This window comes from Paenibacillus sp. MDMC362 (genome assembly GCF_003269305.1).
Classification (GTDB): Bacteria; Bacillota; Bacilli; order Paenibacillales; family Paenibacillaceae; genus Paenibacillus_AQ.
Map to the genome: position 1 here is coordinate 66,480 of NZ_QLYT01000034.1, position 13,415 is coordinate 79,894.

The 13,415-nt window shown below is 52.3% G+C and carries 12 protein-coding genes; 10 read left to right on the forward strand and 2 right to left on the reverse strand.

What is annotated here, in order from left to right:
- Positions 1 to 170: 170 nt before the first annotated feature.
- Positions 171 to 1,037 carry an SDR family oxidoreductase gene (locus DP091_RS17405; protein WP_181469842.1) on the forward strand — a complete coding sequence of 289 codons (867 nt, stop codon included), beginning with the start codon at positions 171 to 173 and terminating at the stop codon, positions 1,035 to 1,037.
- A gap of 224 nt (positions 1,038 to 1,261) precedes the next feature.
- Here DP091_RS17405 and murQ read toward each other — a convergent pair whose 3' ends face one another.
- Positions 1,262 to 2,173: an N-acetylmuramic acid 6-phosphate etherase gene (murQ, locus tag DP091_RS17410; RefSeq protein ID WP_113059484.1), complete on the reverse strand. Its 912-nt coding sequence runs from the start codon at positions 2,171 to 2,173 to the stop codon at positions 1,262 to 1,264.
- Between the two features lie 51 nt (positions 2,174 to 2,224).
- Positions 2,225 to 3,181 (reverse strand): BadF/BadG/BcrA/BcrD ATPase family protein, encoded by a 957-nt coding sequence (locus DP091_RS17415; protein WP_113059485.1) that lies wholly within the window; start codon positions 3,179 to 3,181, stop codon positions 2,225 to 2,227.
- Between the two features lie 225 nt (positions 3,182 to 3,406).
- Between DP091_RS17415 and DP091_RS17420 the strand changes: the two genes are divergently transcribed.
- The 9 genes from DP091_RS17420 (at position 3,407) to DP091_RS17460 (ending at position 13,405) form a co-directional block, all read left to right on the forward strand.
- On the forward strand, positions 3,407 to 4,243 hold the full coding sequence (locus tag DP091_RS17420) for a MurR/RpiR family transcriptional regulator (RefSeq protein ID WP_036643553.1): 837 nt from the start codon (positions 3,407 to 3,409) through the stop codon (positions 4,241 to 4,243).
- 46 nt (positions 4,244 to 4,289) lie between these two features.
- A complete protein-coding gene (locus tag DP091_RS17425; RefSeq protein WP_113059486.1) occupies positions 4,290 to 5,684 on the forward strand; it encodes an ABC transporter substrate-binding protein in 1,395 nt (464 codons plus the stop codon).
- A 131-nt stretch (positions 5,685 to 5,815) separates the two neighbouring features.
- Entirely contained in the window at positions 5,816 to 6,733 is a 918-nt protein-coding gene (locus tag DP091_RS17430; protein ID WP_071219698.1) for a carbohydrate ABC transporter permease, read from the forward strand.
- 33 nt (positions 6,734 to 6,766) lie between these two features.
- A complete protein-coding gene (locus tag DP091_RS17435; RefSeq protein ID WP_113059487.1) occupies positions 6,767 to 7,600 on the forward strand; it encodes a carbohydrate ABC transporter permease in 834 nt (277 codons plus the stop codon).
- 14 nt (positions 7,601 to 7,614) lie between these two features.
- Complete coding sequence (locus DP091_RS17440) at positions 7,615 to 8,721, forward strand: ABC transporter ATP-binding protein (protein WP_113059488.1); 1,107 nt, start codon at positions 7,615 to 7,617, stop codon at positions 8,719 to 8,721.
- 26 nt (positions 8,722 to 8,747) lie between these two features.
- Positions 8,748 to 9,443, forward strand: a complete 696-nt coding sequence (locus DP091_RS17445) for a YesL family protein (protein ID WP_113059489.1) — start codon at positions 8,748 to 8,750, stop codon at positions 9,441 to 9,443.
- Positions 9,440 to 10,618 (forward strand): DUF1343 domain-containing protein, encoded by a 1,179-nt coding sequence (locus DP091_RS17450; RefSeq protein WP_113059490.1) that lies wholly within the window; start codon positions 9,440 to 9,442, stop codon positions 10,616 to 10,618. The genes DP091_RS17445 and DP091_RS17450 overlap by 4 nt, the downstream gene beginning before the upstream one ends.
- A gap of 3 nt (positions 10,619 to 10,621) precedes the next feature.
- Entirely contained in the window at positions 10,622 to 11,812 is a 1,191-nt protein-coding gene (locus tag DP091_RS17455; protein WP_113059491.1) for an anhydro-N-acetylmuramic acid kinase, read from the forward strand.
- 123 nt (positions 11,813 to 11,935) lie between these two features.
- Positions 11,936 to 13,405, forward strand: coding sequence for an FAD-linked oxidase C-terminal domain-containing protein (locus DP091_RS17460; protein ID WP_113059492.1), 1,470 nt, complete (start codon positions 11,936 to 11,938; stop codon positions 13,403 to 13,405).
- The last annotated feature ends 10 nt before the right edge of the window (positions 13,406 to 13,415 follow it).

Sequence of the window (13,415 nt, forward strand, 5' to 3'; positions counted from 1 at the left end):
ATATTGGTGGCGGGGCTTTTTTTTAGAGATAAGAAAGTAAAAACTTCAGAGGTTTACCCTCCTTATCTCGCAAGAAAAACTTCGCTAAATGTGGTCTGTCTTCTGAGAAAGTGCGTCGATAGTCGTTTTTCTTATTACAATGGTAGAAGGATACGAACAGGAGGTTGTGCATGAATGATATGACAGGCAAAATCGTCATGATAACAGGGGCGAACTCCGGCATGGGTTTGGCTACGACAGTGGAGCTGGCAAAAAGCGGAGCGCATGTGATCATGGCTTGTCGTAGTCAATCAAGGGGTGAAGCGGCTCTTCGCGAAGCTCAGCAGGAGAGCGGCAGCTCGGACATCGAGCTGATGACGCTGGATTTAGGGTCTTTTGATAGCATCAGAGCGTTTGCTTCCGACTTTAAGGCCAAATACGACAGACTCGATGTTTTGGTGAACAACGCGGGTGTGGTTACCATCAAGCGGGAATTGACGCAGGACGGATACGAGGCCATGATGGGGGTCAATCATCTGGGGCATTTTTTGTTGACGAACGAACTCCTGGAGCCTCTACAGCATGCCCGGCAGGGGAGGATCGTGAATGTATCCTCTGGCGCGCATAAAGTGGGCAGCCTCCATTTTGATGACCCGAATCTCAGTAAGGGATTCAATGTGGCCAAAGGGTACGCGCAGTCCAAATTGGCGAATATTTTATTCACGAAGGAGCTGGCGCGTCGGCTGCAGCCGACAAGAGTCACGGTCAATACGCTCCATCCCGGTGCCGTCAGCACCAGCATTGGCGTAAACAGGGATACAGGCTTTGGCAATGCGGTTCACAAGCTGCTTCGCCCGTTCTTTTTAACGCCGCTTGAAGGAGCTCGGACAGCGATATACTTGGCTTCAAGTCCTGAAGTGGAGCATGTGACGGGGGAATACTACGTCAAATGCAAACCGGCCAAAATCACCGAGAAGGCAAGGGATCCGAAGCTCGCCGCTCGTCTGTGGGAGTGGAGTGAACAACAGGTAGGATGGAAGCCGGACCAGGGCCGATGAATTTACGCGTTCCAAAAGGCCCGGCTCCCCGAGTGAGGCTATAACTTGAAATGTTCCGGACAATAAGGAACGACGAGACCAATCAGCCCATCAGCATGGTGACGACTACAAGGATAAGTGGCGAACAATGAAACGGGATATCTCCAGATCAACATGATCTGAGGATATCCCGTTTCATTTTACGTTAGATATTCAGCATAGGCCATAGAAGCGCACACCTGAAATTACTTCGTCGTTTTCATATCGATCGCGCTGCGCACAAATCCGCTGGTGCCGTCAAGCAGTTTGGACGCTTCCGCGGCACTGACATTAGCCAGAAGCATCACGATAGCGGTTTTGACGTGGGCGCCGGCTTCATGGTACGCCTTTTCCACAGCATCCTCTGATGCTCCGGTTGCCAGGGTAATGATGCGTTTGGCGCGGTGCACAAGCTTGTTATTGGACGGGTTGAGGTCGACCATCAGGTTTTTGTACACCTTGCCGATTCGAATCATGGCGGTTGTTGTCAGCATGTTCAGAATCAGCTTTTGCGAAGTGCCGGCCTTCATGCGCGTGGAGCCCATAATTACTTCGGGTCCGACAACAGCTTCAATTACAAATTCCGCGTACTGCTGCATCGGCGATTCGTAGTTATTACAGAGTCCGATGACAACGGCTCCACGCTCCTTGGCGCGTCTCATCGCCCCAAGAACGTAGGGCGTGCGGCCGCTTGCAGCAATGCCGATGACCACATCCTTTTCGTTGATACCGTTTTCATTGATATCCTGTTCACCTAACTCTTCGCTATCCTCGGCACCTTCGATAGCTTCCTTCACGGCTCTGAAACCACCTGCGATCAATCCCTGCACCATGGAAGGGTCTGTCCCGTAAGTAGGCGGACACTCGGATGCGTCCAGAATCCCGATTCGGCCGCTGGTTCCGGCACCTATATAGAACAATCTGCCGCTCTTCTGGAAAGCTTCCACGACGAGATCTGCAGCTTTGGCTATAAGAGGAATAAGCTCGCGGATCGCATCAGTGATCAGGCTATCCTCGCTATTGATGAGGATCATAATTTGTTCTGAGCTCAACTGATCAATGTTCTGCGTATTTTCATGAGGCTGTTCGGTTGTCAATTGACTTAGAATATTCGTCATGAGACAGGTCTCCTTTTTTGCCTTGGAATATGGACGGGCACTGATGTAAAGCTACAGCAAGTCAGAGACGCCGTCTGTAAATAGCTTGCAGGCTAACAGAGCCGCACCATGGGCGGGTGTACGTTCACGATTTCCTTCGGGGAACCGGAGGCGGGGATAACGCGATAGCAGAATGCCGGCGTATGTCTCCCGAAACAATGGCGAATGTTTGAAGATCGAGCCGATCCGCACGAGTTCACTCTCAGCGAATTCAGCTTGCTGCCTGATGAGAGCGCTTGTCGTATCGGCCAGTTCTGCCGCCTGCTGCCGGATGATGCGGTCCGCCGCTTCGTCACCAGCTTCGGCTGCTTCTATGCAGCAGCGGGCGAAGGAAGCGATATCCTGTTTCGTTATAGCGGGCTGGTAGATGTAAGATTTAAGATCGGTAATATGCTGGAGAGGATAGGCTGCAACAATCAGGCTGCTCATAATGGTGGGAGGCATAATGCCCTCATGGCTCTTCATGACGGTTTTCAGAGTCTGAAGTCCGATCTGATAACCGCTGCCTTCGTCTCCAAGAAGATGTCCCCAGCCACCGACGCGGTGAATGTCTCCCGATTTGGTTATAGCGTAGGTATTGGATCCGGTTCCCGAGATCGCAAGGATTCCATACTGGCGTTCCAGTACGGCCATTAATGAAATTTCAGCTTCCGAGCGCATGTAAATATGCATCGAGAGCTGCCGTTGCTGGAAATAGGAATGAAGGAAAGACTGAACTTGGCGTCGTTCTTCTGCAGAGCTTATACCTGACATTCCAAGACATATTGATGTAAATAATGGTGACTTATCAAAAAGAGGTGCCAGAAGCTCATCCAACACCGTTCGGAGTTCCTCCATCGCTTTATCAAAGGTTACAATATAAGGATTGGTGGAACCTCCGGTATACCGGGACAACACTTCCCCAGCGCTATTGATAGCGGTTGCTTCAGTCTTGGTACCGCCACCGTCAACACCGATAAAAATTTCCATATTGAACCACTTCGCTTTCTATATCCAGTATAGGAGAAAACAGAAGTGTTGTAAAATAAAATTTTAAATAATGATTTATGTATTGAAATATAATTTCATACAATTTATAATGAACTCAATCCACTGATAGTGAAAGCGATACCAGTCATGCTTTCATTCAATATGTGTAAAGTAATGTTACATAGTAGTGACCGTCAGAGGATGATTTGTAAAGGGGGGCAAGAAATGAACGGCGGATTGGTTCGATTGCGTGAGGTGTACGATTCATTAAATCCGTCCGAGCGCAAAGTTGCAGCCTTCATTTTGCAGGAACCGGCAGAGATGATACAGATGTCGGTCGCGGATCTTGCAGTCCGAAGCGGTTCCAGTCAGGCTGCCATTGTGCGCCTGTGCAAAACGATGGGTTTCAAAGGCTATCAGGATCTGAAGCTGAAGGTAGCCGGAGACTTGCAGGAGCCATTAGCCACCGGATATCAGGATATCCGGCCCAATGACAGCATTTCTGCAATTATACAGAACGTCTCGAACAACAACATTCAATCGATTCGGGATACGATGAAGATTATGGAGGAAGGGAAGGTGGAAGAGGCCGTTCTGGCCCTCGATCAGTCGAAGCGCATTTTCATGTTCGGGGTAGGGGCTTCAAATCTGATCGGAATGGATGCCCAACAGAAATTTTTGCGGATTAATAAGGTATGCATATCTTTTCCGGACCCTCATGTTCAGCTCACCTCGGCGGTGCTGCTGACTCCAGATGATGCGGCCGTATGCATTTCCTACTCCGGTGAAACGGATGAAGTAATCCGCGCGGCAGCTATTGCGAAGGAGAAGGGATGCAAGACGATTGGCATTACCAAATACGGCGATTCTACCTTGAGCCGATCGGTGGACATTCCCTTGTACACTTCCTCCACGGAGAACGAGATTCGCAGTGGCGCGATGTCCTCTCGTATTACGCAGCTTAATCTTATCGATATTTTATATCTTGGCGTCGCCAGCCGGAATTACGAGAATTCAGTGAAATATCTGGATGAGAGCCGGCAAGCGATCAAGCGGTTGTAGTTCATAGCGAAAACCACAAATATATAAATGATAAGGGGAGTAGTGCATGAAGAAAAAAGGTTGGCTTACATTGTTGGCTTCTTTAATGCTCGTGTTTACCGCAGCTTGCGGCGGTTCCGGCGGGGCGAAGACTCCGGAAGGCGGAACAGGAACCGCTTCGGAAGGAAATGGTGAAGCCGCACCGAAGCAGGATACGGTTGTCGTCTGGACTTATCCGGTACATGGTAAATACGAAGATGAGTTGAAAGAGCATGTAGCGGATCTGAAAGAAAAATATCCGCATATTACGGTCCAAACCGAAGTGCTCTCCTGGGCCGAAGGTCCAAAGAAGTTCGATGTGGCCCTGAATGCCGGTAACCCGCCTGATCTTTACTTCCACGCGGTGGATGGCGCTTATGTAGATACAGGCCTGGCACTGGAACTGACCCCTTATATTACGGACGAGATCAAAAACGACTACCTGCCGGGAACGCTTGAGCTGGGTCAAATCCAGGGCAAGCAGTATGGGCTTCCGCTGTACCAATCCCTTTGGGCTTGGGGCGGCAACAAGAAGATCCTCGAAGAAGCGGGAATCGACTGGAAGGCCATTCAAGAGAACGGCTGGACCTGGACTGAGTTCAAGGCAGCTGCCGAGAAGCTGACCAAGAAGCTTCCTAATGGCAATACGCAATATGCGCTGGTAACGGACGGCACTTCGCTGGACTTCATGGAAATGCTGACGCGCAGCAACGGCATGCCGGACGTGTTGAACGATAAAGGCGAGTTCCAATGGAACGACGAACGGATTCTGGATACGATGACCTTCGTGTCGGATCTGATGAAAGCCGGTCATCTGCCTGCCGAGACTGCCGCGATTACGCCGGCAAAACGGATGGACCTGTTCTACGCCGAGGAAGCCGCGATCGTGTCCAAGGCGATCCCTTACTATGACGTGATGCTGCAGAACCGTGCGAAGGATATTGACAGCGGTACGGTCCAGGGCGCCAAAATCGACTTCGTTCTGCTGCCGGTTCCGCATAATGATGGGGCTGAGCGAAAGACATCCATGTTTGGAGAAGGTTACGTAGCGTTCAAGCAGAAGAAGGATAAAGGCGAAGAGCATGCAAAGAACACATTCCTGATCATGGAAGGATTGAGCGGGGCGAAAGCCGGTAATTCCGCCAATGAATTGGTATTGCCTTTCGTACGTAAATCCCAGGCGGAGTTTTATGAAGGTAAAGGCCTCGGTACGGAATCTACAATTAAGGCAGCGGAAATCTTCGCAAACTTCAAGGAAATTCCGGTGACCTTGAATCTCGATGCAGAAGCTTCAGGTAACCAGAAGAAGTTTAAGGAGCAAGTGGTGAAGCCGAATATCCAAGCGCTGTTCTCGGGTGAGAAGACGCCGGAGCAGATCGCACAAGACTTCAAGGACAAAGGCAAACAAATTTTAGGACAGTAATTGAAGTTATAAGGGGGTGTCCCGTTGTCCTTAGCAGGAACGATCGGGGCACTCCCTTTTTAAACCAATCGCTAAAGGCTCTATAAGGCCTTCATGAAAATACTTCACCTGTGCGCAAAGGAGGAAATCAAATGCAGACTGCCCCGGCGCAAGCCCGGCCATCACGTCCCCCCATGAAGGGGTACCTACGCGAATATGGATGGGCGTATTTATTCATCCTGGCCCCAGTCTTGTTGTTCTTGATATTTACGCTTTACCCGGTCGCCTCCGCTTTTCTGATGAGCTTCCAGGAATACAGCGTAATGGGCTCCGAATGGATTGGAACGGACAACTATACACGGATGGTACAGGATGAAGTGTTCTGGAAATCCATGAAGAATACTGTCATATTCACGATCGGCACGGTTCCGGTCAACATTGTCATTACGTATGCATTATCCTTTTTTATTTTTCAAATGAAGAATAAATGGCAGACGTTCTTCAAGGCTACAATGTACCTGCCGGCCGTTGCTTCCGGCGTCACCATTTCGGTCGTATGGCTCGCGATTTACGACCCGACGCATGCCGGGCTGTTGAATCGTTTTATCGGTTTGTTCGGATTGGACCCGGTCATATGGCTCGGTAAATCGAACACCGCGCTCTTTTCGCTCATTTTGATGAACTGGCTCGGTTCGCATGGTGCAGGTATTATTCTCTATCTGGCCGCCATGGGCGGGATTCCCAAATCGCTCTATGAAGCCGCGGACATCGACCATGCAAGCGGCTGGTCCAAATTCTGGCGCATTACGTGGCCGCTGATGAAACCAACCACATTATACCTGCTGGTGACGGGCGTCATAACATCCTTCCAGGTGTTTATATCCGTGTATTTGATGACGCAGGGCGGACCGAACTTCGCGACGACAACGATCGCCTATCTGATTTACAGCACGGCGTTCAACTTCTACGAGTTTGGACTCGCGGCAGCGCAATCTTTTGTACTGGCTGCATTGATTATTGTCATTTCCATCATTCAGTTCAAGTACTTCTCGTCCGACGTGGAGTATTAACGTTTATTTCTGAAGCTAAAAGGGGGTGCACCTATGAAATCAAGATCAAAAGTGATCATGCTGATAGTGGCTTCGGTCATCCTGGTGGTATGGAGCGTTCTGACGATCATTCCGATGTACTGGATGCTGATCGGTTCTGTGCAGGACACGAAGTCAGCGGCATCGTTTATCCCGAAAATGATACCGGAGGTATTCTCCGTAGCCCCGTACGAACGTTTTTTTGGCAAAACCAACGTCATGAGGTGGCTCTTTAACTCCTTATTGATCTCATCCATCCTGACGGTGACCAACGTATTCCTGGCTTCGCTCGCAGGTTATGCTTTTGCGAAGCTGAAGTTTCCGGGGAACAAAGCGGTATTCTGGATTTTGCTCAGCACGATGATGATCCCGGCGCAGGTGACGCTGATTCCGCTCTACATTTTGATGATTGACGTGTTTGATCTCGGGAATACATATACGGCTATTCTTCTTCCCGGCATTGTAAGCGTGGGCAACATTTTCTTGATGAAGCAGTACATGTCATCACTGCCTACCTCGCTGATTCATGCAGCGCGTATCGATGCTTGCGGCGAATTCGGCATCTTCTGGAAGGTTATTCTTCCGATGGCGAAGCCGGGTCTCGCCGTGCTGGCGATTTTCACGTTTGTTGCATCATGGAACGATTTCTTCTGGCCCTTCCTCGTGACCAACTCGACGGAGATGAGGACGATTCAGGTCGGTCTTGCATCCTTCGTCTATGCGGACACGACCGATTTCGGCGCACTTATGGCTGGAGCAACCGTCGCGGCACTGCCGATGATGATCTTGTTCTTCTCGCTTCAGCGCTATTTCCTGCAAGGCATCACCATTGGAGCCGTTAAAGGCTAGAAGGAGGCAAAGTTATGGCACGCGTAGAATTCCGTAATATACGAAAAGAATTTGTAGACGACAACAAAGGGACGTTTACCGCTGTAGCGGGGTCGGACTTTGTGATCCATGATAAAGAGTTCGTTGTTTTCGTCGGTCCTTCCGGCTGCGGCAAAACCACTTCCCTGCGCATGATTGCCGGGCTGGAGCGTCAAACGTCCGGCGATATCATCATCGGCGACAGAGTGGTAAACAATCTTCACCCGAAAGATCGTGATATCGCGATGGTGTTTCAGGACTATGCGCTGTATCCCCATATGACCATTCGCGAGAATCTCTCCTTCGGCTTAAAGAACCTGAAGAAGCCAAAGGCTTATATTGAGCAAAAGGTATCGCAGGCAGCCTCCATCCTCGGCCTGGAGTCGATGATTGATCGAAAGCCGCGCGAGCTGTCCGGCGGACAGCGTCAGCGCGTTGCGGTAGGGCGGGCCATCGTGCGCGATCCGCAGGTGTTCCTGTTTGACGAGCCGCTGTCGAACCTGGATGCGAAGCTTCGCGTGCAGATGCGGGTGGAACTGTCCGAGCTGCACAAGCGACTGGAAGCCACCATTGTATACGTCACGCATGATCAGGTTGAAGCGATGACGCTCGGTGAGCGGATCGTCGTAATGAACAACGGAATTATCCAGCAGATCGCATCACCTACCGAGCTGTATGCGAATCCGCAAAACATGTTTGTGGCCGGCTTTATCGGCTCTCCGCCGATGAACTTCATCGATGTGCGGAAGGAAGGGAACGTGCTCCGGATGGAAGGCGGAACATTTACCATCCCGGATTCGATGGCGGGTGCGCTGAGCAAATACGATAACGGGCATCTCATCCTGGGTATCCGCCCTGAGCATATAACGGGTGAGGATATGCCGGGCACAACCAATCTGGATTACAAGTACTCCACGAAGGTCCAGGTCGTCGAGCATTTGGGTTCGGAGAATCTGGTGTACTTCCGCGTAGGGAACCGGACGGTTACGGCGAAGGTTCACCCGGAAACGACGGGTTATCCGGGCATGGACAAAACCTTCATTTTCAATTTCGATAAAGTGCATTTCTTCGATCCTGAGACGGAGCAGCGTATCGATTGGTAAACAACGACGAAGAGGAGAGGAAAGCTATGCGCAAGCTGAATGATGTGTTGAAGAAGACCGGGGTTGAGATATACCGTGAGATTACGGCGGTGGCCTTATACAGCATGATTACCTCGCTGGTGCTCGTTACGGTGGTTATGTTCGTTCCGCTATGGACAGCGCTGGTGCTGCTGCCGGTTCTGTACATGCCGTTATTTTACGGAGTTTGTTATGCGTATCACCGCAGAACGGAACGGGGCAAATCGAGACTCAAGGATGTGTTTCAAGGTGCGCTTAAGGGATTTGGACCTGCCGTAGTCATGGGCTTCTTCTTCGTGGTGATGGTGCTTATCTTGTGGTCCACCTGGTGGTACTACGGGGGCAAAGAGGGAATCGGTTATCTTGCGATTGGCGTGTTCCAGACCTATTTCGTTATCATGGCGCTCATCTCCCAATTCTACACCTTTCAGCTTGTCCTTCAGGAAGGGATGGGCATCTTCAAGGCCATGGCCCACAGCGTGAAGCTGTTCCTGAAGTTTCCGGCGTATACGCTGGGCGCATGCTTTCAAGCCTTCTGCGTTGCGATTCCACTGATGGTTACGGTCGTTGGCTTCGGATTTTTGTTTAACGGCATGTGGGCCATATACCAGCATAAGGTTACGTATAATGTACTGAATCCGGAAGAGGCCAAACCGGCGGAGGACGGTATTGTAGCCTCGAAAGCAGGAGGTGTAAGCATATGACAAGAGGTAATGTACGAAGCGGAATTGATGTGCTGCCGGACATCGAGCATGAGAAAATCACGGGTCGTCGCCTTGGCGTCATTACGAATCCGACGGGGCTCACGTCGGATTTTCGCTCATCTATCGAGGTGATTGCAGGCTTGCCCGGATCGGAGTTGACGGCTTTATTCGCTTGCGAGCACGGGCTGCGCGGCCAGCTGCAGGCAGGCAAGCACGTCGATGATGAAGTGGACCCGGTATTCGGTGTGCCGGTGTATAGTCTGTATGGCTCGCGGCGTAAACCGGACGCCGACATGCTGAACGACGTGGATACGGTCATCTTCGATATTCAAGACCTTGGGGTGCGTTTTTATACGTATATGACAACGCTGCTGTATGTCATGGAGGCCTGCGCCGAGCATGGGAAGAGCCTGCTTGTCCTGGATCGGCCGAATCCGCTGGGCGGCAAGCGTGTTGAAGGAGGTTTCCTTAAGCAGGGATATGAATCCATGGTGGGCGGATGGCAGATTCCGATTAGCACCGGGATGACCATCGGCGAATTCGCGCGCATGGCCAATGACATGCGGGGAACAGGCAGCGATCTGGATGTTATTGGGCTCGAAGGCTGGACGCGCGGTATGGAATATACCGACACGGGTCTGCCGTGGGTACTGCCGTCGCCGAACATCCCCACAATGGATACGGTACGGCTGTACAGCGGGACCTGCTTCTTCGAAGGGACCAATCTTTCGGAAGGCAGGGGGACGACCCGGCCGTTTGAATGGATCGGCGCTCCATGGGTCAATGGCGAAGAACTGGCGAAGGCGTTCAACGCGTACGGACTGTCAGGCGTTCATGCCCATTCCATGTACATGACGCCTACCTTCTCGAAGCATCAGGGCGAAGGCTGCGGCGGGGTGATGCTCTTTGTCACTCATCCGGCAGAAGTGGAGGCTGTGCGCACAGGGCTTGTGCTGCTGCATCTGGTCAGCCGGATGTACCCGGATCAGTTCCAGTGGCTTAGCCCGCCGGAAGGACGTAATCGGTACTTTATTGATTTGCTGACGGGCAGCGAGGAAGTTCGGCGGCATATCCACGAAGAAGCCGGGCTTCAGCGCATGATTGCCGAGTGGGGCAAGGATGCGGAGCAGTGGAGAGCGATACGGGCTCCTTATCTGCTGTACGGGGAGGCGTAAAACATGATGTTCTCGCCATGGAAGGATGGAAGGCCTACCGTTGTGGTCGGCTTGATGTCGGGCACTTCGCTTGACGGCATCGATGCAGCCATCGTTCGCATACACGGCAGCGGCTTCGAGGCATCGGTTGAGCTGCTGCATTACTATAACAAGCCTTACGAACCGGAACTCCGTCAGCGGCTGCGCGATTTGTGCAGTGAGGAGAATTCCAATAGCGCTGCTGTTTGCAGTATGAATGCATACTTGGGGTATCAGTTTGGAACGGCAGTCCTGGAAGCGGTTGCCGATGCCGGCATGCGAATCGATGAGGTGGATTTGGTAAGCTCTCATGGACAGACGATTTGGCATCAGCCCATACCGGAACAAGGGGATCCATATGCTGTCGCTTCCACTCTACAGATTGGCGATATTTCCGTTATCGCCAAGCACACCGGCAAACTTACGGCAGGGGACTTCCGGCCGGCGGATATGGCGGTTGGGGGGCAAGGGGCCCCGTTTGCGCCTTACGGAGATTTAATTCTGTTCCGGCACCCGGAGCGGGGAAGGCTGCTGCAGAACATCGGCGGGATCGGCAATTGCACGGCGCTGCCCGCAGGGGCGGATCCTTCGGATGTGCTGGCCTTTGATACCGGACCCGGCAATATGATCATGGATGCCGCAGCTCATATGCTATCCGGAGGGCAGCTTTCGTATGACGACAGCGGACAATGGGCTGCCCGAGGCAACCCGGATCAGGATTTGTTAAGGGAGATGATGGCGCATCCCTATTTTCATGCAGAACCGCCGAAATCAACGGGCAGGGAACTGTTCGGTCACAACTATGCGGTTTCGTTTCTGGAGCAAGCCGGGCTCAGAAACCTCTCGGATGAGGATACGATGGCCACGGCCACGGCGTTTACCGCACATTCCATTGCGGATAGCTATGTGAAATATGTGTTTCCACGTCATACAATCGATGAAGTGATCATAACCGGCGGAGGGGCCCATAACAAGACGCTGCTCTCGATGTTAAGGGAGCTGCTGCCGGAGCAGAAGGTCATGACCTCCAAGGCGCTGGGCTTCGATGACGATGCCAAGGAAGCCGTGATTTTTGCGCTGCTGGGCAATGACTTCATGCTCGGCGTTCCTAACAATTTGCCGGCAGCTACCGGAGCGATCAGACCGACCGTTATGGGGAAGCTGGCGCTGCCATAAACCTTCATTAAAGCCAGCAAACGGAAGAGCCAAGCGATGGCTCACGGATAAAGTTGGAACCAATTTGTTAAGTAGTGGATTACTTTATTACAGTCAAACCCTATAGGGGAGGGGAGAAACAACATGCTGGAATCTGCCATTCGCGAGCAGCTGGCCGCCGTGGTTGGCGTGAAGTGGTTCAAGGATGATCCGGAGAGCCTCGTTTCTTACAGTTATGATGCTACGCCGTTGTATCAAGCGATGCCGGACGGGGTTATCTTTCCCGGAAGTACGCAGGAGGTCTCCGACATCGTCAAAATTTGCTCAAAACATCGCATACCCGTGATTACGCGGGGCGCAGGCAGCAATCTGTGCGGCGGGACCATTCCGCTTCAGGGTGGTCTGATCGTGGTCATGACCCGTATGAATAAGCTGCTGGAGATCGATGCCGATAATCTTACCGCAACCTTCCAGACCGGTCTGAATACGAAGCAGTTTCATCTGGCGGTTGAACGGACGGGATTATTCTATCCTCCGGATCCGAGCAGCATGATTATCTGCACGATGGGCGGCAACATCGCCTTGGGAGCCGGTGGCCTGCGCGGCTTGAAGTATGGAACGACCAAGGATTACGTACTCGGCTTGGAGGCCGTATTGCCGGACGGGAGCATCCTGCGCACAGGCGGCAAGCTGGTGAAGGACGCTGCAGGGTACGATTTGACCCGACTGTTGGTAGGATCGGGCGGTACGCTGGCCATTTTGACCGAGGCTACGGTCAAGTTGATTCCGAAGCCTTCTTACAGGAAGGCCATGGTTGCGGTCTATGACGATCTCAACGCGGCGGCCCGAACGGTTTCGAATATTATTGCAAATCATATTTTCCCGTGCACCCTGGAATTTATGGATCAGCCGACCCTCCGGGTGGTCGAGGATTTTGCCAAAATCGGACTGCCGGTACACGCCAAAGCGATGCTGGCGATCGAGCAGGACGGCAATGTCGATGATGTGGAGCGGGATCTGAAGAAGCTGGAAGAGATATGTCTCGCTTCCGGGGCGGTTCAGCTCAGTATCGCCAAGACACCGGAAGAAGGGGCGAAGGTAATGGAGGCAAGGCGGAGCGCGCTTGCGGCGCTGTCCCGATTGCGGCCGACCACGATCTTGGAGGACGCGACGGTCCCTCGTTCGAAGATTGCGGACATGGTGGTTGAAGTTCAGCGTATCGCACAGAAATACGACGTGCAGATTTGCACATTCGGCCATGCCGGAGATGGCAACCTGCATCCAACCGCGATGACGGATGCCCGTGACCCGGAAGAGATTCACCGCGTGGAGGAGGCATTCGCCGAAATCTTTGAGGCTGCGATTGCCATGGGGGGTACCATTACCGGCGAGCATGGCGTTGGTATCGTGAAGGCTCCTTACCTGGAATGGAAGGTGGGCGAAGCCGGCATCCAAATGATGAAATCCATTAAAGATGCGATCGATCCGCATCAGATCATGAATCCCGGCAAGTTGTTTGCGGAAACCCGGAAGCGGATTGTCTTCCAGGAGCGGACGGAGCAGGCAGAGAGGGACTCGAGCTCGGATCAGGATCAGAAGATCGAAACATCGTGAGAGGAGGCGA